Origin of the sequence: Saccharopolyspora sp. NFXS83 (genome assembly GCF_026241095.1) — a bacterium.
Classification (GTDB): Bacteria; Actinomycetota; Actinomycetes; order Mycobacteriales; family Pseudonocardiaceae; genus Saccharopolyspora_C.
Genome location: NZ_JAPFGB010000041.1, coordinates 1 through 21,617 on the forward strand (window position 1 = coordinate 1; position 21,617 = coordinate 21,617).

Consider the following 21,617-nt stretch of genomic DNA (forward strand, 5'->3'; position numbering starts at 1 on the left):
GAGCCACTCGGGAAAAAGATCCCGCAGCGAGGAAGCCGCTGAGGTTCCGCCACCCGACCACCAAAGCAGAACGAGCCCGAAACTCAGAGCTTCGTCAACGGAACACTTCCGATCAGCATGAGGCGGACCGTGCCCGAGCTGCCGAAGTCGATGGTGGCCGTCGCGCGCGGCCCTTCGCCTTCGGTGGCCAGCACCGTGCCCAGGCCGTACTTGTCGTGGGTCACCCGGTCCCCGGCGTCCAGCTTGATCGACACCGTGTCCTTCCAACCCGGCGCTCCCGTGCTGCGCAGCCCGCGCGCCGCCACCGATGCCTGCGCCGAGTCCGAGCCGCCCCGGTCGAAGCCGCTGCGCCCGCCCCACGTGCTGCGCACCTGCGGCGCGGAGCGTTCCGGCTCGATGCGGCGCCACTCCAGCAGTTCCTCGGGGATTTCACCGAGGAACCGCGAAGCCGGGTTCGTCATGGGCTGACCCCACGCCGAGCGCATCAGCGCCCGCGACAGGTACAGCCGCTGCCGGGCGCGGGTGATGCCCACGTAGGCGAGCCTGCGCTCCTCCGCGAGCTCCGCGGGATCGCTCAGCGCCCGCATGTGCGGGAAGATCCCGTCCTCCCAGCCGGTGGAGAACACCACCGGGAATTCGAGGCCCTTCGCGGTGTGCAGCGTCATGAGGGTGACCACGCCGTCGCCGGACTCCGGCAACGAGTCGGCGTCCGCGACCAGCGACACGCGTTCCAGGAACGCGGACAGCGAATCGTCGGCGGGCAGGCCCAGCGCCTGCTCCTCGGTGTCCTCCACGGCCGGTTCGGGCGGGGCCACCACGGCTTCCGCCGACGGGTCGGTGGCGTTTGCGGCGACCTCGCCTGCTTGGGGCGCCCGAGCTTCGGTGAACTCCCTGGCCACGGTGACCAGTTCCGTCAGGTTCTCCACCCGCGTCGCGTCCTGCGGGTCGTCGCTGGCTTCCAGCTCGCCGCGGTAGCCGGTGCGTTCCAGCACCTTGTCGAGGACCTCGGCCACGTCGGATTCGCGGGCCGCCTCGCCGAGTTCGTCGAGCAGCGCCACGAATCCGGCGATCTGCTTCTGCGCGCGCGTGGCCAGCGCCGGGATCCGGTTCTGCGAAGCCAGCCGCAGGGCGGCGGCGAACGAGATCCGCTGCTGGTCGGCGTGCGCGGCGACGACCGCCTCCGCCCGGTCCCCGATGCCGCGCTTGGGCACGTTCAGGATGCGCCGCAGGCTCACCGTGTCGTCCGGGTTGTCCAGCACCCGCAGGTAGGCCAGCGCGTCCCGCACTTCGCGGCGCTCGTAGAACCGCACGCCGCCCACCACGCGGTAGGGCAGGCCGAGGCGGATGAAGACCTCTTCGAAGACGCGGGACTGGTTGTTGGTCCGGTAGAACACGGCGATGTCGTTGAAGGTGACCTCGCCGCCGTCGACGAGCCGGTCGATCTCACCGGCCACGAACGCGGCCTCGTCGTGCTCGTTGTCGGCGACGTAGCCGACGATCGGCGCCCCGTCACCGGCGTCGCTCCACAACCGCTTGTCCCGGCGGTTCGGGTTGCGGCGGATCACCGAGTTGGCCGCGGTCAGGATCGTCTGGGTGGAGCGGTAGTTCTGCTCCAGCAGGATCGTGCGCGCCTGCGGGTAGTCCCGCTCGAACTCCTCGATGTTGCGGATCGTCGCACCGCGGAACGCGTAGATCGACTGGTCGGCGTCGCCGACCACGCACAGCTCCGCGGGCGGGGTGCCCAGCTCGGTGTCCTCGGTGCCGACGAGCTCCCGGACCAGCGCGTACTGCGCGTGGTTGGTGTCCTGGTACTCGTCGACCATCACGTGCCGGAAGCGGCGCCGGTAGTGCTCGGCGATGTCCGGGTGGCCCCGCAGCAGGTCGACCGTGCGCATGATCAGGTCGTCGAAGTCCATCGCCTGCGAATCGGCGAGCCTGCGCTGGTAGGCGGCGTAGACCTGCGCGACCTTGCGCTCCATGTCGTTGCCCGCGCGCTCAGCCGCCTCCTCCGGCGTGACGAGCTCGTTCTTCAGGTTCGACACCTGGATCGACAGGGTCCGCGCCGGATAGCGCTTCGAGTCGAGCTCCAGCTCCCGGCCGATCATCGTGATCAGCCGCTTGGAGTCGTCGGAGTCGTAGATGGAGAAGTTCGACGACAGCCCCAGCGTCTTCGCCTCGCGGCGCAGCACCCGCACGCACATCGAGTGGAACGTGGAGACCCACATCGCGTTCGCCCGGCGCCCCACCAGGTCGCCGACGCGTTCCTTCATCTCCGCGGCGGCCTTGTTGGTGAAGGTGATCGCCATGATCTGGCCGGGGTGCACGCCCTGCGCCAGCAGGTGGGCGATGCGGCTCGTGAGCACCCTGGTCTTGCCGGAACCGGCGCCCGCGACGATCAGCAGCGGCGAACCGGAGTGCACCACGGCGTCGCGCTGCTGCGAGTTCAAGCCCGCCAGCAGGGCGTCCGGTGCGTGCCCCGCCGGGCCGGAACCGGACTCGGAGGAACCGTCGTGCGGGAGATCGAAGAGGGTGCTCATCGCCGGTCCACGTTACCGGCAGCCCCCGACAGCCCACGCCCGCGCCCGGCCGCCCGAACGCCCCCGGAACCGGTCCCACCCACCGGGAGCACCCTCCCGGCTGGTGGCCGGTGGGTTGCGGGCTGTGGCAGACTGGAAGGCGTGCTGACACGGAAGCGCATCTCCTGCGCGAACTTTTTCTACGGGCGGACCGGGATTCCGACGCCCGTAGCCGTGTGAGCGCACACCACTACGACGCCCCGGAGTCCTCGGACTCGGGGCGTTTCACATGTCCGGTCCGGGGTGGGGCCGATTCGGAGGACGAGTCATGAACGCCGCTGTGGACGGTGACCAGCACCAACCCGAACCGACCGATCCCTCGGACGCCGCCGCGCCTCCTGCCACGGAGGTCATCTCCGGCTTCCGCGAGGAGATCGACTACCTCGACGCCGAGATCATGCGCCTGATCAAGCGCCGCGCCGAGGTCTCCCGGCAGGTCGGCGAGGCCAGGATGGCCGACGGCGGCCCCCGCATCGTCTACAACCGCGAGATGGACGTGCTCGCCCGCTACCGCGAACTGGGCCCGGAAGGCCGCGAACTCGCCATGATCCTGCTCCGCCTGGGGCGTGGACGGCTTGGACGCTGACGTCGAGCATGCGAGTCTCGCTCGGCTTGGCGGGTGAGGGGTTTTGGGGCCTTCCCCGGTTTGGGCGTGTGGTTGGTGCGGTGCGGTGGAAGGTCTTCTTCAGTGATTGCTTCCACGGCTCTTTTTGCTCTGGTGTCCGGGTAGCGGAACCTCAGCGGCTTCCTCGCTGCGGGATCATTTTTCCAAGTGGCTCCGCCACGAGGAAAAATGCTGTCCTCGCGAGGAAGCCGCTGAGAACCCGCCGGTGAGCGGCTTGTGGACGTGGGCTATGCGCTTCGCGCATACAGGCACGGCCTTCGGCCGCAAGGCAAGCATCGCTTCGCTCGCCCATTGCACGGACTTCGACCGCAAGGCACGGCTACGCCGCGAGGCAGGCGGGCTTCGCCGCCTACTGCACGGCTTCGCCGCTAAGCACGGCTTCGCCGAGCGGGCGTGGCTTTGCCGCCAGGGTCAGTGGGCGGTCCAGCCGCCGTCCATGGGGAAGGACGATCCGGTCACCGAGGCGGTGTTGGGGCCGCACAGCCAGTAGATGAGATCGGCCACCTCGTCGGGTTCCACCAGGCGCTTGACCGGGGTTCGGGCCAGCAGGACGTCTTCCACCACTTGTTCTTCCGGCACTCGGTGCAGCTCCGCCTGCTCCGCCACTTGGCGCTCGACCAGCGGGGTGCGCACGAAACCGGGGCAGATGCAGTTGGAGGTGACTCCGTAGCCGGCCGCCTCGACGGCGATGGTCTTGGACAGGCCTTCCAGCCCGTGCTTGGCGGCCACGTAGGCGCTCTTGTAGGGCGAGGCGCGCAGGCCGTGGACCGAGGAGATGTTGACGATGCGCCCCCAACCTCGTTCGTACATCCCGGGCAAGGCCGCCCTGGCCAGGCGGAACGGGGTTTCCAGCATCACCTTCACCAGCTTGGTGAACATCTCCGGCGGGAACTGGTGCACGGGTGCGACGTGTTGCAGGCCGGCGTTGTTGACGACGATGTCGGCGTGCTCGCCCAGCGGCGCCGCCGCGGCGGGATCTTCCAGGTCGACGATGCGGACTTCGGCGCCGATCTCCTCGGCGATCAGCTGCACGGCTTCGGCTTCGCGGTCGACGACGATGACGGTCGCGCCGCCTTCGGCGAGGCGGCGGGCGGCGGCGGTGCCGATGCCGCTGGCGGCGCCGGTGACGACCGCCCGCTTGCCTGCCAGGGAGTACGGGTCCGGGAGGCCAGGAGACGGGGAACCAGCCGGGCGATCACTCATAGCCTGAGAACCTATGCGTGATGCCGATCTCAATCCAGTGGATCGGCACAACCGCTTTCGAGGCCTGCGGCACAACCCCAGCTCGGCGGCGAACTTGCCCGGCGGGGCCTCAGGGAAATCACCCATACCGGACGGGAGCGGGACAGGGCAGACTGGAGGCATGGGTGCACTCATCGGGATCGTCGCGTTGCTCGTGACCTTGGTGGCGGTCGTCGCCGCCGTCGGGCACGGAGCTTATTTGGGGATGCTGACCTCGGCGGCGAAGAAGCGGCCCGGCGGTCAGCCCGTGGTCGACTTCGCCCGCAAGCGCCTGCCCGTCGCGGGCGCGACGGTGGGCGTCACGTTGGTGAGCCTGCTGATCGCTCTCAGCGGGGGCGTGGGTGCGGACGTGTTCGCGATGCTGCTCGGTGCCGGTGGTGGCGCGGCGTCGCTCAAGGCGCTGCAGACCAGCCAGTCGAAGTTCCGCAACAACGACTACTGAGCCGCACGAGCCGTTCCGCCGAAGGCGCGCGGTCCGCTCCGCGCAGGAGCGGACCGCCACCCGGAACCGACGTCGCCGCGATCGGCTCCGCCAGGATTTCGCAAGATGAAATCCGGTAGGACCTGTAGCTCGTTCGGGCGGTCCTCGCCGCAATCACCGCCTCGTGTGACGCGCGAGGCGGGTGATGCTGCCTAGCCTCCCCGACCATGACCCCTTCGGCGGTGCCGCGTCCAGCGGTGCCCTCCGCGTCGGCGCAGACCGGTGCTCAGACCGCTGATCGCCCCGCCCCGTCGTGGCCTCCGCAGGCTTCTCCCGGCGCTACCCGGAGCATCAGCTGGAGCGGCTTGATCGAGCAGCCCGCTCCGGGCGCGGGACCGCACCGGATCCGGGCGGTGAGCGCCTGCACTGCGGACACCGGCAGGCACGACCCGTTCGACTTCACCGGCACCGGTGCGCTGCCCGCGCTCAGATCGGTCGTCCCGGTGAGCGCGGCCGAGCCGTCCCGCGACGAGCCCACCGATGATCTTCCCGGTGCGGACCCGTTCAGCGACACCACGCCGGTGGGCGGGCTGCACAAGTTCGACCTCGGCATGGTGCCCGCCTCCGTCACGCCGCCGCGCTCCTCGCGGCGCGCCGCGTGGTTCGCGGTGGCGTCGTCCGGTGCCGCGTTCGGCGGCCTGCTGCTGGTCGCGACCGCCCTGGTGGGCCCGACCACGTCGATCGAAGGCCTGCAACTGCCCGGGATGCCGCGCGCCACGCACTTTCCCGCTCCCGCCCCGGAACGCGTGATCGCCGGGCCGCCTTCGCTCTCCGAGCCGTCGCCCACGTCGGCACCCGGGCACCTGCCGCAGCGGGGAGGAGCACCGCTCCCGCCCCCGTTCCCGCACCTGCCACCGGCCCCGGCGGATCTACCGGCCGCCGCCGCGGCACCGCCACCGGAGGCCTCCGCCGCATCGGCTCCGGCACCCGAGCAGTCGGGAGCGGCAGCCCCGCCACCGGAGCACTCGTCCACCGCGGCGGCGCCGTCGCCGTCGATCACCTATCGCGGCGAGCTGCTGACGCTGACCGATCCGCGGACGGTGGCGGCGCGCTCCGGGAACTACTTCGCCGCGGTGCGCGGCGGCGACCTCCAGGCCGCGTACGCGATGACGACCGGGCGCCTGCGCGACGGCGGCTTCGCGGCGTTCGCCGCTCCGTACCGGGACGCCGCGTCGATCGAGGTGCTCGGCGTGTCCGCCTCCTCGTCGAGCACGGTGACCACGCTGCGCATCACCCGGGCCGACGGCGAGGTGTCGCAGCAGCAACGGCGCTTGCGCTTCACCTCGGGCTACGACCCGCGGATCTACGCCGACGACGCCGCTACCTGACCAGAGAAGCCGCTACCCGGAGTGATCGGTTGGGCTGTTCGAGACCACCGCTCAGCGAGACCGAATCCCTTTCAGGTGAAGTCCCACCGAGAAACCGCCCGAGCACGCTCAGTGAGGAGTAGGAGTGCAGCCAGAGCCGCCGTGTGACACCCGATCCGGCTACGCAGGACTGCCACTCGGTCGGCCTCGACCCGAAGGAGGCTCGGCGAACCGAGATGCGGCACCGAAACCCCACGCCGAGGGGAAGCCGTCACCAGGACGAACCGCAAGACACTGGAACGCGCGCCGACCGGCTCCCGGAACCCGTCGCGCTCCCGCCGACGACGTGGCGCCGGACCGGACGGCACGAGAAGTGCCGATGTCACACCGAAAGCGCCTCGGACGAACCGGCCACCGCGCGCACCACCGGCTCCCGGAAGGACAAGGACACCGAACCGCTCGTCCTGCGCCCCGTCTTCATCGAGGCGAACCCGCCAGGCCGCGCGTCCCGGCCGGGTTACGGCACCGTCGCCGAACTGGTGCGCCGCAGGCCGAAACCGCTCTGGTTCGCACCGCAACCGCTGCGGCTGAGCGCGGAGGAATCGGCCCGCACCGAGCAGCTCGTCAACGACCTGCTCGCCGCCGACGAACCGACCTTCGCCCAGCCGGAGTCACCGGGAGCCCGCGTCCTGGTGGGCACGCTGTGCACCGCGCTGATGGTCGGGGCGGCGGTCGCGACGGCGACGCTCACCGGGGCCGCCCCGCCCGGCGGCGAAACCGCGCGCGCCCCTCGACCGGAGGCGTTCGCGCCCGGCCTCGCCGTCGAAGTGGAGCGACCGGCCCACCACGCGGTGCTGGTCGACCCGGCCGCGGGCAGCGAACGCGCCGCGGCGGCGTCGGCCCGGGAGTTCTACCGCCGCCTGGACCGGTCCCCCGAGCGCGCCGAGCAGCGGCTCCTGGCGGACGTGCCCACCAACGGCCACGCCCCCTGGCACGAGGTGATCGGGGTGCGACCGCTGCGGGTGCACGCGGAATCCGCACGCCGGGTGCTGGCCACCGTCGAGGTCGCGCACCGGGACGGGTCGCGGTCGGTGCTGCGCCAGCGACTCGCCCTCGGCACGACCGGCGGACCGGAGCGGATCGGGGCGGAAACGCTGTCGCTGCAACACTTCCCCCGCTGACGGCGCACCTCGGGAACGGGCGTACCGTCGAGGTGGCAATCACAACGATGCGACAACGACGTTCCGGCGTCCGTCGCAGCAGAGTCCGCTGCCGGGTCCGTTCCGGCACGAACCGGACACCCGCCGCACGCGCGGTGCCGGTGCGGGCACGCTCCGCCGCCGAACCGAGCGCTCCACGTGTGGACTGCGGAAACACTTCGGGCGGCGGGAGCGATCAGACCTACGACGGCAGCTCGCAGGACGCCGCGGGAGATCGGTACCGCGGATCTCACGACTTCGGGTCTACGGCGCGAAGGCGTCGGCTAGGCTGCCGTACCGCGGCCAGTTACGGCCCCCGGCCGAACCGGGTCGCGCTGAACGAACGTGTTACTTGTCGGAGGGCCGAACCGGTCCGCTCAAAACGCCGATGCCCGACGGGGCGGTGCCGATCCGGATGTGTCCGGGTGGAATCCGCACCGAGCGGGCATCGATAGCAGTACGGGGAGACGTCGGTGAGCGACGAAGGTCGCCTGGTCGCCGGACGCTACCGAGTGCAGCGACGCATCGGCAGTGGCGCGATGGGCGTGGTGTGGGAATGTATTGACGAACGCCTGCATCGCACTGTCGCGGTCAAGCAGTTGCTGTTGCAGCCCGGACTGGACCCGGGTGAGGCCGAGGAAGCGCGGCAGCGGGCAATGCGGGAAGGCCGCATCGCGGCGCGCCTGCAGCACCAGCACGCGATCTCGGTCTACGACGTAGCCGAGGACGAAGGCCAGCCTGTGCTGGTCATGGAGTACCTGCCCTCCACCAGCCTGGCGGCGATGATGTCCGACCACGGGCCGTTGCCGCCTCGGGAGGTGGCTCGAATCGGTGCTCAGGCGGCAGCCGCGCTCGGTGCCGCGCACGCGGCGGGAGTGGTGCACCGCGACATCAAGCCGGGCAACATCCTGCTCGGCGACAACGGCACGGTGAAGATCACCGACTTCGGCATCTCACGCGCTCAGGGCGACGTGCAGGTGACGAAGACGGGGATGCTGGCGGGCACGCCCGCCTACTTGTCGCCGGACGTCGCGATGGGCCAGGAGCCCTCCGGCGCCTCCGACGTGTTCTCGCTGGGCGCGACGCTCTACGCCGCGATCGAGGGCAGGCCGCCGTTCGGCTTGAACGAGAACACGCTGGCGCTGCTGCACTCGGTGGCCGCGGGCCGCATCGAACCGCCGCAGCAGTCGGGCGCGATGGCCCAGCCGCTGATGGCGATGATGCAGGTGCGCGTCGAGGACCGGCCGGACATGGCTCAGGTCCGGGAGATGCTGCTGGCGGTCGCCGACGGCAACGCGGTCACCTCGGTGCCCACGATGGCCGCGCCGATCCCGCCGGCGATCAGCCCGGAGCACGGCGGCAGCAGGCCGGACCTGCAGCCGACCAGCGTCGTCGGGCACGACTACGGCAACGGCACCGCGTACTACGACGAGGACCCGTACGGCGCGCAGGACTCCAATCCGCGCACCGCGTACCTGGGCGGCGCCGATTCGCGCAGCGACGTGGCGCTGGAGGACCGGCCGAAGCGCAGCAAGCGCCCGGTGGTGATCTCCGGGATCGCCCTGGCCGCGGCGGCAGTGGTCGCGGTGCTGGTGACGTCGGCGTTCCTCAGCGGCGGCAACGAGACGGACCCGGCGGGCAACCAGACCGGGACCAGCCAGCAACCGCAGATCCCGGTTCCGCCGCCGCAGACGACGGCGTCCTCGGAGAGCCAGACCTACGAGGAGGAGACCTCCTCGGAGGAGACCTCCAGCACCCCGACGTCCTCGCAGCCGTCGTCGCAGCCGACCACGACGCAGCAGCCGACCTCGACGCAGTCGGAGCCGACCGAGACGTCCGACGACAGCGACGATCAGCCGACCTCCACCCAGGAGACCGGCGCGAGCGAGTCGAACTCGCCGCAATCGGGCAACGTCACCGCGTACCGGCTTCCGGGCTGATCGGCCCGGGTGAGTCGCTCTCCGGGCCGGGGACGGGCATCTGCGGATGCGTGTCCCCGGCCCGGTGCGTTTGGTCCGGGTCGGTTCGCGCACCCGGACCTAGTGCGTTCAGCAGCCACCGCACCAGTAACGTGAAGCCGATGAGCATGAGCCGGTCTCGGGGGCCCGGTCCGTACCGTCGAAGCCGCCACCACTGCAGCATCAGGAGAGACCTGTGAGCGCCGAGGGCCGTTTGATCACGGGCCGTTACCGGTTGGAAAAGCGCATCGGCAGCGGCGCCATGGGAATCGTGTGGCGCGCGGTCGACGAGCGGCTGCACCGCACGGTTGCGGTCAAGCAGCTGCTCCTCCAGCCCGGTTACACCGATGAGGAGACCGAGGAGGCGCGCCAGCGCTCGATGCGCGAGGGCCGCATCGCCGCCCGGTTGCAGCACCAGAACGCCATCGTGGTCTTCGACGTGGCCGAGGACGAGGGCCAGCCGGTGCTCGTCATGGAGTACCTGCCGTCGCAGAGCCTGGCGACCGTGCTCAGCGAGCAGGGCGTGCTGCCGCCGCAGTCGGTGGCCCGGATCGGTTCGCAGGTCGCGGGCGCGCTCGCGGCGGCGCACATGGCGGGCATCGTGCACCGCGACCTCAAGCCCGGCAACATCCTGCTCGGCGACAACGGCATCGCGAAGATCACCGACTTCGGCATCTCGCGCGCCATAGGCGACGTCGCGGTGACCAAGAGCGGCATCCTCGCCGGCACCCCCGCCTACCTGTCCCCCGAGGTGGCGCTGGGCCGCGACCCGGCTCCCGCCTCAGACGTGTTCTCGCTGGGCGCCACGCTGTACGCGGCGGTGGAGGGCGAGCCCCCGTTCGGCACGGACGAGAACGCGATCAGCCTGCTGCACCGGGTGGCGCGCGGCCAGGTGGAACCGCCGCGCCAGGCGGGGCCGCTGGCTCCCGCGCTGATGCAGCTGCTGCTGCCGGACCCGGTGGACCGGCCGACGATGGCGCAGACCAGGAGCATGCTGCTCGCGGTGGCGGAGGGACGACCGCTGCCCGGCGGGTCGACGCCGTCCTCCGGCTGGCAGCGCCCGGCCGCGGCGCCGCAGCAGGGCAGGCAGCGAGATGCCGCGGCGACCCGGGTGGGCGCCCCAGCGCCCGCGGGCTCCGGCAATCCCCCGACCCAGGTGGGTCAGCCCGCGGTGGCCGAACCGGCCGGTGGCGGTTCCTCGTCGCGCAAGGCGGTGCTGCTGTGGGCGGCGGCGCTGCTGGTCGCGGTGCTGGTGGGAGTGCTCACGGCGAGCGCGTTCGGCTCCGGTTCGGATCAGCGCGACCAGTCGCAACCGGCTCCGACCGCCCCTCCTCCCGTTCCCGAGCCGGTGCCGACGACGACGGCACCGACCACGACGTCCGCGCCGACGTCCTCGGCTTCGCCGACGACGAGCAGCACGTCCAGCTCGGCCACCTCCAGCAAGGATGACGACGACGAGCAGCCGTCGAAGGACGAGATCGAGGACGTGGTGAAGACCTACTACTCCACGGTGCCGGACGACCTGGACAAGTCCTGGTCGCTGCTGGGGCCGGGGTTGCAGTCGGTCGGCAAGGACAGCTACAAGTCGTTCTGGCAGTCGATCGACGACGTGAAGATCGTGTCCGGCCCCAAGTCCGCGGGGTCGAAGGTGCTGGTGGTCCTGCAGTTCGAGAAGGACGGCAAGACCAGCAAGGAGCGCCACGTGCTCGGCATGGTCGCTCGGGACGGCAAAGCGCTGATCAACAGCGACTCCCGGATGTGAGGGGGGCCGCCGCCTCAGGCCCCGGCGGCGGCGGTCAGCGCCGCCAGCAGTGAGCGGGTGGCCGGTTGGTCGGCCACGGTTTCGCGCGTCGCGACGTGGATGCGGCGGATCGGTTCGGGCCTGCGCACCTCGCGGACGACGACGCCGGGGTGCAGGACGCGGGTCGCCAGGCGCGGTTGCAGGCCGACGCCCAGCCCGGCGGCGACGAAGCCCTGCGCCGAGTAGTCCCCACCGGTCTCCAGTGCGATCCGCGGCGTGAACCCGGCGGCGCCGAAGGCGTCCCGCAGCGATTCCGCGCACGGCCCCGCGCGCATGGCGTCCCCGAGCACGAAGGGCTCGTCGGCGAGCCGGGCGAGGTCGATCCGCTCCTCGTCGCACAGCGGATGCCCGAGCGGCAGCACCAGGTGGTACGGCTCGTCCACGAGGTGTTCGACGCGGACTCCGCGCGCTCGGGGCACGTCGCGACCGACGACGATCACCGCGATGTCGGCTTCGCCGGTGGCGACCTCGCCGAGGATCCCCTCGTCGATCATCTTCAGGTCGAGCCGCACCTCGGGCCGCTCCGCGCGGAACTTCGCCACGGCGGGCGGGATGAGCCCGACCCCGGCGGTGTTGAAGTAGCGGACGCGCAGCACTCCGGTGCGGCCCGCGCGCAGGTCGGCGAGTTCGGCGTCGGCGTCGGCGAGCAGCCCGGCCAGTTCGGTGGCGCGTTCGGCCAGCAGCCGCCCGGCCGCGGTGGGGCGCACGCCGCGGCCCACCTTCTCCAGCAGCGCGGTACCCGCTTCGCGTTCCAGGGTGGTGATCTGCTGGCTGATCGCCGAGGGCGTGTAGCCGAGGTTGGTGGCGGCGCTGCTGATCGAGCCGCCGGCGACGACGGCTCTGAGGACCTGCATCCGGCGGGCGTCGAGCATGCCCTCAACACTACAGCAGACCTGAAGAGTTCATTCACTTTATTTCGATTGTGCTAATCGGTCGTCCGCTGGATCGTGGTGTTCGCGATCGCACGCTCACACCACTGCTCCACCGCCCCGTCCACTGGACGGGGCGGATTCTCGAAGGGACGAACGATGAATCATCCGGCGAGCTACCTGCGGGTCGGCGCGTTGGCGCTGCTGTGGGGAGCCAGCTTCCTGCTGATCAAGCTCGCGCTGACCGCGCTGTCACCGGTGCAGGTCGCGTTCACCCGCATCGCGCTCGGCGCGGCGGTGCTGGTGGTGCTGTGCGCGGTGCGCGGAATCCGGTTGCGCGGGGATCGGCGGCTGTGGACGCACGTCGCGGTGGCCGGGTTCTTCGCGAGCGCGCTGCCGTGGGTGCTGTTCAGCATGGCCGAGCGCACCGTGGATTCCGGGCTGGCCGGCGTGCTGAACGCGACGACACCGCTGTGGACGATCCTGTTCGGCTTCCTGGCTGGCACGGAGCGCGGCCTGTCACCGCGGATGCTGGCGGGCCTGGCCATCGGGTTCGGCGGCGTGCTGCTGATCATGGCGCCCTGGGACGGCGCTGCGAGCGGGATCGGGCTGGTGGCGTGCCTCGGCGCGACGGCCAGCTACGGGATCGCCTACGTGCACATCGGCCGGAACCTGACCGGCTCGCGCGACGGCGGGCCCGCACCCGTGCCGCTGGCGATGGCGGGCATGCAGCTCGTCGCCGCCACCGGCATCGCGGCGTTCGCGCTGCCGCTGGACGGGCTCCCGCCGGTGCGCTTCGACCTGGTCGCGCTGCTGGCGGTCGCGGTGCTCGGCGTGTTCGGCACCGGAGTGGGCTTCGCGCTGAACTACCGCCTGATCGCCGACGAGGGCCCCACGGCGGCGGCGACCGTCACCTACCTGATGCCGATCGTCTCGGTGCTCTTGGGCGCTCTGGTCCTGGGTGAGCAGATCGGCTCCCGAGTCGTGCTGGGCATCGCCTTGGTCCTCGCGGGCGTCGCCCTGTCCCGCCGGAACCGAACCCGAGTCCCCCGCTTCCCCGCAGCCTCCGGCGCTGAGGTCTACACCGACCTGGCCACCAACCACCCCATGAAGTAACCCCGAAGCTCGCCGAAGCCGTGCTCAGCGGCCGAAGGCCGTGCCTTGGGCGGGCGAAGCCACGCCTGCCTCGCGGCCGAAGGCCGTGCCTGTATGCGCGAAGCGCATAGCCCACGTCGAAAAGGTGACCACCCGCGGGTTCTCAGCCGGTCTCTCGCGAGGACAGCTTTTTCCCTCGTGGCGGAGCCACTCGGGAAAAAGATCCCGCAGCGAGAGACCGACTGAGGTTCCGCCACCCGGACACCCGAGCAGAACGAGCCGTCACACCAACCGCCGATCCGAAGCCCAGCGGGAGAGTTCGTACCGGTTGGACAGCTGGGTCTTGCGCAGCACGCTGGAGACGTGGGTCTCGACGGTCTTCACCGAGATGAACAGCTCCGACGCGATCTCCTTGTACGCGTAGCCGCGTGCGAGCAGCCGCAACACGTCCCGTTCCCGCGGGGTGAGCAGGTCGAGTTCGGGGTCGCCGATGGGCGCGGAGTTCGGCCCTTGGGAGAACGCGTCGAGCACGAACCCGGCGAGCCGCGGCGAGAACACCGGGTCGCCCGCCGCGACCTGGCACACCGCGTCGGCCAGTTCCCGCCCGGAGATCGTCTTCGTGACGTAGCCGCGCGCGCCGCCGCGGATCACGGCGATGACGTCCTCGGCGGCGTCGGAGACCGACAGCGCCAGGAACACCACGTCGGGGTGGTCACCCCGCACCCGGCGCAGCACTTCGGCGCCGCCACCGTCGGGCATGTGCACGTCGAGCAGCACGACCTGCGGCTCGTAGTGGGCGATGCCCGCGACGGCCTCCCCGACGGAACCGGCCTCGCCCACCACTTCGACCTGGTCGGGCGCGGTGGCGAGTTCGGCGCGCACCCCGGAGCGAAACAGCGCGTGGTCGTCGACGAGGAACACGCGAACCGGAGGCCGGTCCGTTCCGTCGCTGGTCATGAGTCCTCCTCCGTCGACCACCGCTGCGGTCGGCTCATCAGCTGGTCTTCCTGGGCATGTCCATCTGCACTTCGGTGCCCGAGCCGGGCGCGGTCTTGATCCGGACGGAGCCGCCGTTGCGCTCCATCCTCCCCTTGATCGAGTCGGCGAGCCCGTGCCGATCGTCGGACACCCGGTCCGGGTCGAACCCGGTGCCGCGGTCCCGCACGAAGATCGACACCCGGTCCGGTTCGACCTCCGCGTAGACGCTGACCTCGCCCACCCCGGCGTGCTTGGCCGCGTTCACCACGGCCTCCCTGGCGGCGGCGAGCGCGGCGGTGAGCGGCTCGTCGAGTTCGCAGTCTCCGACGACCACCTGCTGCACGGTGATCGCGAAGGCGTCCTCCACCTCGCCGCAGGCCCTCGTGAGCTGCGCAGACAGGGTCTGCGGCGGCTTCTCGCCCGGTTGCGCGGCGTCGGTGGGCTGCTGGTCGCCGTCGGTGCGGCCGTAGCCGTCGGGGCCGTAGAGCCAGGTCCGCAGCTCGCGTTCCTGCCCGCGGGCCAGCCGGCGGACCTCGCGTTCCGAGTCGGCCTGCTTCTGGATCAGCGCCAGCGTCTGCAGCACCGAGTCGTGCAGGTGGGCGGCGATCTCGGCGCGCTCCTGCGAGCGGACCCGACCGGCGCGCTCCACGTCGAGGTCCCGCATCAGCCGCATCCACCACGGCACCGTGAGCACGGCGGCGCCGATCAGCGCGGTGATCGTGGACAGCATCGCGAACTGCAGGTCGCTGACGGTGGCCGAGCCCGCCAGGAACACCACCGCGCCGATCACCACGAGCGCGGCGCCGGAGATGATCCGCACCAGCGCGGCCCGCCCGCCTCCGCCGCCGAGCACCGCTCCCGCCATGCCGGAGCGGGCGCCTTTCCGCCAGCGCCGCCGCTGCGATTCGTCCGCTTCCCGCCACACCACGGCCGCCCCGACCAGCGCGACGCCGAGCGGGCCGGTGAGCCAGCCGGGCAGGATGCCCAGCAGCCCGACGGCGACCGCCAGGCCCAGCCCCAGGATGATCAGCCCGAGGCCTTGCTGGCGTTCGCGATCGGTGACCGGAGGTTCGGCGCCCGCGCTCTGCGGCACGAAGATCCACAGCAGCCCGTAGGCCAGCACCCCGGCACCGCCGAACGCGGCGAGCACCGCGAACGTCGCCCGCACGCTCAGCACCGACACGCCCAGGTGGTCGGAGAGCCCGCTGCAAACCCCGGAGACCAGCCGTCCGCCGCGGCGCCGGTACAGCTTCGGCCCGCTCTCGCGGACGCCGTGCGCCGAGTGCGGGCCGCGCACCACGTGCCCGAACGGAACCGTCGGCGCTTCCGGGGCGGCCTGCGCGGAACCCGGAGCGTGCGGTGGGACCGACGGCGCGGGGCCGTGCGGAGCGGCGGTCGCGGCGGTGCGCGACCGGCGGAGCGCGCGTTCGTGTTCGCGCTGGGACCGGGTTCTCACAACAGTGATGGTCACACGCGCGCAAGATCAGGTGCATCGGGGAATTCCCAGGGCGTTCGGGGCGCCTCTCAGGGGCGTCCCCGATGCGTCGGCGATCGCGGCGGCTCGATAGTGGGTGGCATGAACGGCAACGACAGCGTCGGCGACACCCTGCGCGAGATGTGGGAGACCCGGCCGGCCCGGCCGCGGCAGGGCCGCAGGCTCACCGGGGTGTGCGCCGCGATCGGCCACCGCTACGGCATCGATCCGGTGCTGGTGCGGGTGGCGTTCGTGGTGGCGACCATCCCTGGTGGCGGCGGCCTGGCCCTGTACCTGGCGCTGTGGGGGACGCTGCCGAACGCGGAACCCGTCGAGGAGCGGCACCGGCTGCTGCGAGTGCTCGGCCTGATCGCGGTGGTGGTCATCGGCATCCCCACGGCGCTCGGCATGCTCTACCCGCACGGCTGGCTCGTGTTCGCGGCGGCCACCGGCGGCCTGTACCTGCTGCACCGCAGCCAGCACGAGCAGGCTCCCGCCGTCGCGACCGCGCCGCCCGCGGCGGCACCGGTCGGGGAGAACACCTGGGTCTACCCGAGCTCCACGTCGAGGACCGAACCGCCGAGCTGGGACCCGCTGGGGGCCGCTCCGTTCGCGTGGGACCTGCCGGAACCGTCGCAGGAAGCCGAGGCGCCGCAGCCGAAGCGCCCGTGGATCGGCTGGCTGGCGGTGGGCGTGGCCGTGGTCGCCTTCGCCGTGGTGCCTGCGGTGGGCGGCAGCGCCGCCGCCGCGTTCGCCGTGGCGCTGGGGGTGCTCGGCGTCGGCATGCTCGCCGGCGCGTTCCTGCGCGGCAGCCGGATGCTGATCGCGTTCGCGCTGCCCGTCGGCGCGCTGGCCCTGCTGCTGGGTGCGGTGGAGGACGATCAGCATTCGTCGGCGTCGGAGTGGAGCCCGCCGCGCAGCCAGCAGGTCGTCGCGACCAGCTCGGCCGGGCTGCAGGAGTACTACCCGCACATCCCGAACGGCCGGATCACCTTGGACCTGCGGCAGCTGCGGCTCACCGGGGACGAGCGGATCGAGACCCGCGCGAGCGTCGGCGACGGCCACGTGGAGGTGCTGCTGCCCCCCGGTCTCGACGTGACCGCGACCTGCACCACGAACAACGGCGCCGTGGACTGCCTGGGCAACCGCCAAGCCGGCAGCGATGCGCGCAACGAGCTGGAGATCAACGACCCCGGGGTGGACGGCCCCGGAGGCGGGCAGCTGGAACTCGACCTGTCCGCCGACAACGGCAACGTGGAGGTGCACCGTGGCTGACAACGCCCGCGACGAAACGAGCCCCGCCCACCGCCCGGACACCCCGCTGCTGGTGGCGGGAGCCCTCGCGCTGACCGTCTCGGGTTCGGTGCTGTTCGGCGGCTCGCAGGACTTCTGGATCGAGTGGTCGCTGGCGGGAGCGGCCGTCCTGGTCGGCATCTTCCTGCTGATCGCCTCGATGCGACGTCGAGATCGGTGAAGAGCTTGCCGGAGTGGTTCGCGTAGCGGGACGGGGGGGCGGAACCTCAGCGGTTTCCTCGCTGCGCGATCTTTTCCCAACTGGCTCCGCCACGAGGGAAAAGCCGTCCTCCCGAGGAAACCGCTGAGAACCCGCCGGTGGTCCGGCTGCCTGCGAGGTCGCTGCTCAGCGGCTCCGCCGCTGACAGGACGACGAAAGAAGATCATTGCGCACGGCCCCGCGAGCACCCCTGTGCGCCGACCCGATCCGGTTCGTGGGGACCGTCGCGCTCTACGCTGCCATCCGATGTCTGCCTCGACCGCAGTGCAGGCGAAGGGGGAGGAAGCGGATGAGCGTGCCCGGCGGGCGGCCGACGCTGGAGGATGTGGCGGCTCGGGCGGGGGTGTCCCGGGCGACGGTGTCCCGGGTGATCAACGACTCGCCGCGGGTGAGCCCGGAGGCGCGCGACCAGGTGGCCGCCGCGGTCCGCGACCTCGGCTACGTGCCCAACCGCGCGGCCCGCGCGCTGGTCACCCGGCGGACGGGCGCGGTCGCGCTGGTGCTTTCGGAACCGGAGAACAAGTTCTTCGACGACCCGTTCTTCGCCTCCACGGTCCGCATCGTCTCCCAGCACCTCTCCACCGGGGACAGCCAGATGGTGCTGCTGATGGTGCACCGGCCGGATGATCACGCGCGGATCGCCCGCTACCTGGCCGCCGGGCACGTGGACGGCGCGCTGGTTCTCGCTCCGCACCGCGACGATCCGCTGCCGGAGGCGGTGCGGGAGCTGCCGCTGCCGGTGGTGTTCGGCGGCAGGCCGTGGATCCCCGAGCACGGCCTGCACCTGGTCGACCACGACAACGTCGGCGGTGGCAGGCAGGCCACCGAGCACCTGCTGTCGCTGGGCAGGCGCAGCGTCGTGACCGTCGCGGGCCCGCAGGACGAGTACGCGGGCCTGGAGCGGCTGCAGGGTTGGCGGGAGGCGACCGGGGCGGACGACGCGGCGACGGCGCTGCGCGCCGAGCCCGGCGGGTTCACCGAGCAGGGCGGCGAGCGGGCCATGGCCGAGCTGCTGGCTCGGGTGCCGGACCTGGACGCGGTGTTCGTGGCGAACGACCTGATGGCGATCGGCGCGCTGCGGGCGCTGCGCGAGGCCGGTCGGCGGGTCCCGCGGGACGTGGCGGTGGTCGGGTTCGACGACCAGCCCGCGATCGCGCCGCACACCGATCCCCCGCTCACGACGATCCGGCAGGACCCGGCGCTGCGCACGGTGCACATGGTGGAGTTGATGCGGCGGTTGATCGCGGGCGAGCGGGTCGCGCCCGGCCGGGAGATCCTGCCCGTGGAACTCGTCCGCCGGGACTCGGCGTGATCGTCCGTCCGGGTGGTGGAATTCCGTTCTCCCCACACCCGGAGCGGCGAAAGAAGATCATCGAATCGAGCATTCGAATGCGTTCGCGAGGCATTGTTTCCGGTCAATACTGGCAATAACGGTGATAATCGATTCGCCGAATCGCACAACCGGGTTCCGATGACCTCCCAATAGCGGCCGATCGGCGTAATCAGCCCCGGACTGCATCGATATAGCCTTTACCGGAACGTTTCAGGTGAGCAGCCTGTTCCGTTGAGAGCGCTCCCACCCTTCAACGTCCCCCCCGCGAAGGAGATTTCCGTGTCCCGAACCGGTTTCAAGGCGGCAGCAGGCAGCACGCTCGCCGCGCTTTGCCTGTTCCCGTTCGCCACCGCCTCGGCCACCCCCGCACCGGCCGCTGACGCCGCGCAGCCGAAGGCCGAGGTGTTCTTCGACGACTTCTCCGGTGCCGAGCTCGACCGGTCCAAGTGGCAGGTCGAGGTCACCGGGGAGAACTTCGGCACGGTCAACCAGGAGCAGCAGGCGTACGTCGACTCCCCCGAGACCATCTACATCGAGCACGACGACGGGGCAACCGGCGCCACCAACGGTGCGCTGGCCCTGCACGCGCGCAACACCCCCGGCTTCCAGGCTCCCGACGGGAACACCTACGACTTCCAGTCGGGCCGGGTCAACACGAAGGACAAGTTCGAGTTCACCCACGGCAGCTACTCGGCGCGGCTGAAGCTGCCCGAGGGCGGCACCAGCCCGGGCCTGTGGCCCGCCTGGTGGTCGCTGGGCGCGAACATGGACGAGGTGGGCTGGCCGCAGAACGGTGAAGTCGACGTCATGGAGAGCGTCGGCGAGCCGTGGACCAGCGTCGCGCTGCACGGTCCCGAATACCACGGCGACACCCCGATCGCGGGCCAGCAGCAGTTCGAGGGCATGGACCCCGCGGACTGGCACACCTACAAGGTGGACTGGACGACCGATGGATTCGTCTTCTCCGTCGACGACAAGCAGATCTACGAGATCACTCGCGCCGAAATGGAGCAGAACGGCTGGACTTGGGTCTACGACGACCCGCAGTTCATGATTCTGAACTTCGCCACCGGTGGTCAGTTCCCGAACGGCGTCAACGGCGTGACCGAACCCTATTTCGGACTGCCGCAGGAATCGGTCGACAAGATCAAGTCGGGTAATGCCCGCTACCTGATCGACTGGGTCCGCGTCGAACAGTGATTCCCGATCACGTGCGTCGTGATCCGCGCCCACGACGCCCGTGAACCGGGTGGAGGCGTAGCCCCGGCGCGTGCCCGGTCCGATCCCGGCCGCACCGCGGGCCACGCCCCCGAACTTCCCGAAGTGAACGGACCGTTCGCCCGCAGTCATCGGGCGAACGGTCCGTTCGTCGTTGCGGGGTCGCGAAAGCAGAACGGACCGCGCGGTCGTCCGCGCGGTCCGTTCCACTCACTTCCGGAGCCGGGTCACTCCCACTCGATGGTGCCCGGCGGCTTCGACGTCACGTCGAGGGTGACCCGGTTGACCTCGGCCACCTCGTTGGTGATGCGCGTGGAGATGCGCTCCAGCACGTCGTAGGGCAGCCGCGTCCAGTCCGCGGTCATCGCGTCCTCGCTGGAGACCGGCCGCAGCACCACCGGGTGCCCGTAGGTGCGGCCGTCGCCCTGCACGCCCACCGACCGCACGTCGGCGAGCAGCACCACCGGGCACTGCCAGATGTCCCGGTCCAGCCCGGCCGCGGTGAGCTCCTCCCGCGCGATGGCGTCGGCCGCGCGCAGCGTCGTGAGCCGGTCCGCGGTGACCTCGCCGATGATCCGGATGCCGAGGCCCGGTCCGGGGAACGGCTGCCGGTGCACGATCGTCTCCGGCAGGCCCAGTTCGAGGCCGACCCGGCGCACCTCGTCCTTGAACAGCGCCCGCAGCGGCTCCACCAGCTGGAACTGCAGGTCGTCGGGCAGGCCGCCGACGTTGTGGTGGCTCTTGATGTTCGCCGCGCCGGTGCCGCCGCCGGACTCGACGACGTCCGGGTAGAGCGTGCCCTGCACCAGGAAGTCCACGTCGCCGTCGGCGTCGGCGACCAGGTCCCGCGCCGCCTTCTCGAAGCTGCGGATGAACTCCCGGCCGATGATCTTGCGCTTCTCCTCGGGGTCGGTGACCCCGGCCAGCGCGTCGAGGAACTGGTCGACGGCGTCCACCGTCACCAGCTTCACCCCGGTGGCGGCGACGAAGTCCCGCTCCACCTGCGCCCGCTCGCCCGCGCGCAGCAGCCCGTGGTCGACGAACACGCAGGTGAGCTGCTCTCCGATGGCCCGCTGCACCAGCGCACCGGCCACCGCGGAGTCCACGCCGCCGGACAACCCGCAGATCGCCCGCCGGTCGCCGACCTGGGCGCGGATCGCCTCGACCGTGTCGTCCACGATCGACGCCGTCGTCCACTGCGGCTTGATGCCCGCGATGTCCTGCAGGAACCGGCGCAGCACCTCCTGACCGTGCGGGGAGTGCACCACCTCCGGGTGGTACTGCACGCCCGCGAGCCGGCGCCGCCGGTCCTCGTAGGCCGCGACCGGCGTGTCCTTGCTGCCCGCGGTCACGGTGAAGCCCTCGGGCGCCTTGCTGACGGAGTCGCCGTGGCTCATCCACACCGGGTGGTGGCCGGGCAGGTCCTCGTGCAGCGTCCCGCCGTCGCCGGTGATCTCCAGCTCGGTGCGCCCGAACTCGCGGGTGCCGGTGTGCTCCACCGTGCCGCCGAGCGCCACGGTCATGACCTGGAAGCCGTAGCAGATGCCGAACACCGGCACCCCGGCCTCGAACAGCGCCGGGTCGACCTGGGGCGCGTCCTCGGCGTACACGCTCGCCGGTCCGCCGGAGAGCACCAGGGCGGCCGGGTCGCGCCGGACGATCTCCTCGACGGGCGTGTCGTGCGGCACGACCTCGGAGTAGATCTGCGTCTCGCGGACGCGGCGGGCGATCAGCTGCGCGTACTGGGCGCCGTAGTCGACGACGAGCACAGGGCCCTTCCCCTCGCGCGGCGGACCTGCTGCCGAGGACTGTTCAGGGCTGTTGGCGATACCGGACACGTCGTCGAAACCTCCAGGCGAATGCGTGCGCTGCACCCATCATCCCAGCTAGCCCGCACCACCCGGCCAGCGGCTCCGCCACCGGTCGCGCTCACGTGCCCGGCCGCCAC

General features: G+C 71.3%; 17 protein-coding genes. 11 read left to right on the plus strand and 6 right to left on the minus strand.

The window, feature by feature from the left end:
- Positions 1-83: 83 nt before the first annotated feature.
- On the minus strand, positions 84-2,537 hold the full coding sequence (locus OOZ19_RS28320; protein WP_266093227.1) for a UvrD-helicase domain-containing protein: 2,454 nt from the start codon (positions 2,535-2,537) through the stop codon (positions 84-86).
- A gap of 307 nt (positions 2,538-2,844) precedes the next feature.
- On the opposite strand from OOZ19_RS28320, the gene OOZ19_RS28325 reads away from it, so the two are divergent.
- Positions 2,845-3,162: a chorismate mutase gene (locus tag OOZ19_RS28325; protein WP_266093228.1), complete on the plus strand. Its 318-nt coding sequence runs from the start codon at positions 2,845-2,847 to the stop codon at positions 3,160-3,162.
- A 450-nt stretch (positions 3,163-3,612) separates the two neighbouring features.
- On the opposite strand, the gene OOZ19_RS28330 is transcribed toward OOZ19_RS28325, so the two are convergent.
- Positions 3,613-4,404 carry a 3-hydroxybutyrate dehydrogenase gene (locus tag OOZ19_RS28330; RefSeq protein WP_266093229.1) on the minus strand — a complete coding sequence of 264 codons (792 nt, stop codon included), beginning with the start codon at positions 4,402-4,404 and terminating at the stop codon, positions 3,613-3,615.
- A 160-nt stretch (positions 4,405-4,564) separates the two neighbouring features.
- Here OOZ19_RS28330 and OOZ19_RS28335 point away from each other — a divergent pair, with 160 nt between their 5' ends.
- The 5 genes from OOZ19_RS28335 (at position 4,565) to OOZ19_RS28355 (ending at position 11,150) form a co-directional block, all read left to right on the plus strand.
- Entirely contained in the window at positions 4,565-4,885 is a 321-nt protein-coding gene (locus OOZ19_RS28335; RefSeq protein ID WP_266093230.1) for a hypothetical protein, read from the plus strand.
- A gap of 344 nt (positions 4,886-5,229) precedes the next feature.
- A complete protein-coding gene (locus OOZ19_RS28340; protein WP_266093231.1) occupies positions 5,230-6,252 on the plus strand; it encodes a hypothetical protein in 1,023 nt (340 codons plus the stop codon).
- Between the two features lie 215 nt (positions 6,253-6,467).
- Positions 6,468-7,412, plus strand: coding sequence for a hypothetical protein (locus OOZ19_RS28345; protein WP_266093232.1), 945 nt, complete (start codon positions 6,468-6,470; stop codon positions 7,410-7,412).
- 491 nt (positions 7,413-7,903) lie between these two features.
- Complete coding sequence (locus OOZ19_RS28350; RefSeq protein WP_266093233.1) at positions 7,904-9,370, plus strand: serine/threonine-protein kinase; 1,467 nt, start codon at positions 7,904-7,906, stop codon at positions 9,368-9,370.
- Positions 9,371-9,650: 280 nt separating this feature from the next.
- On the plus strand, positions 9,651-11,150 hold the full coding sequence (locus OOZ19_RS28355; RefSeq protein WP_507028822.1) for a serine/threonine-protein kinase: 1,500 nt from the start codon (positions 9,651-9,653) through the stop codon (positions 11,148-11,150).
- Between the two features lie 14 nt (positions 11,151-11,164).
- On the opposite strand, the gene OOZ19_RS28360 is transcribed toward OOZ19_RS28355, so the two are convergent.
- On the minus strand, positions 11,165-12,061 hold the full coding sequence (locus OOZ19_RS28360) for a LysR family transcriptional regulator (RefSeq protein WP_266093235.1): 897 nt from the start codon (positions 12,059-12,061) through the stop codon (positions 11,165-11,167).
- Positions 12,062-12,217: 156 nt separating this feature from the next.
- Here OOZ19_RS28360 and OOZ19_RS28365 point away from each other — a divergent pair, with 156 nt between their 5' ends.
- A complete protein-coding gene (locus OOZ19_RS28365) occupies positions 12,218-13,174 on the plus strand; it encodes a DMT family transporter (RefSeq protein ID WP_266093236.1) in 957 nt (318 codons plus the stop codon).
- Positions 13,175-13,435: 261 nt separating this feature from the next.
- On the opposite strand, the gene OOZ19_RS28370 is transcribed toward OOZ19_RS28365, so the two are convergent.
- Together OOZ19_RS28370 and OOZ19_RS28375 are read right to left on the minus strand one after the other, a co-directional pair.
- Entirely contained in the window at positions 13,436-14,110 is a 675-nt protein-coding gene (locus OOZ19_RS28370; RefSeq protein WP_266093237.1) for a response regulator, read from the minus strand.
- Positions 14,111-14,147: 37 nt separating this feature from the next.
- Complete coding sequence (locus OOZ19_RS28375) at positions 14,148-15,587, minus strand: ATP-binding protein (protein ID WP_266093238.1); 1,440 nt, start codon at positions 15,585-15,587, stop codon at positions 14,148-14,150.
- Positions 15,588-15,707: 120 nt separating this feature from the next.
- Between OOZ19_RS28375 and OOZ19_RS28380 the strand changes: the two genes are divergently transcribed.
- The 4 genes from OOZ19_RS28380 to OOZ19_RS28395 all read left to right on the plus strand — a co-directional run bounded on the left by OOZ19_RS28380 (position 15,708) and on the right by OOZ19_RS28395 (position 19,651).
- Entirely contained in the window at positions 15,708-16,880 is a 1,173-nt protein-coding gene (locus OOZ19_RS28380; protein WP_266093239.1) for a PspC domain-containing protein, read from the plus strand.
- Positions 16,873-17,079, plus strand: coding sequence for a hypothetical protein (locus OOZ19_RS28385; protein ID WP_266093240.1), 207 nt, complete (start codon positions 16,873-16,875; stop codon positions 17,077-17,079). The genes OOZ19_RS28380 and OOZ19_RS28385 overlap by 8 nt, the downstream gene beginning before the upstream one ends.
- 328 nt (positions 17,080-17,407) lie before the next feature.
- The gene (locus tag OOZ19_RS28390) at positions 17,408-18,430 is read left to right on the plus strand and encodes a LacI family DNA-binding transcriptional regulator (protein ID WP_266093241.1); all 1,023 of its coding nucleotides are present in this window, start codon (positions 17,408-17,410) and stop codon (positions 18,428-18,430) included.
- A 300-nt stretch (positions 18,431-18,730) separates the two neighbouring features.
- On the plus strand, positions 18,731-19,651 hold the full coding sequence (locus tag OOZ19_RS28395) for a glycoside hydrolase family 16 protein (protein WP_266093242.1): 921 nt from the start codon (positions 18,731-18,733) through the stop codon (positions 19,649-19,651).
- Between the two features lie 245 nt (positions 19,652-19,896).
- On the opposite strand, the gene guaA is transcribed toward OOZ19_RS28395, so the two are convergent.
- Positions 19,897-21,498 carry a glutamine-hydrolyzing GMP synthase gene (gene guaA, locus OOZ19_RS28400; protein ID WP_507028823.1) on the minus strand — a complete coding sequence of 534 codons (1,602 nt, stop codon included), beginning with the start codon at positions 21,496-21,498 and terminating at the stop codon, positions 19,897-19,899.
- Between the last annotated feature and the right edge of the window lie 119 nt (positions 21,499-21,617).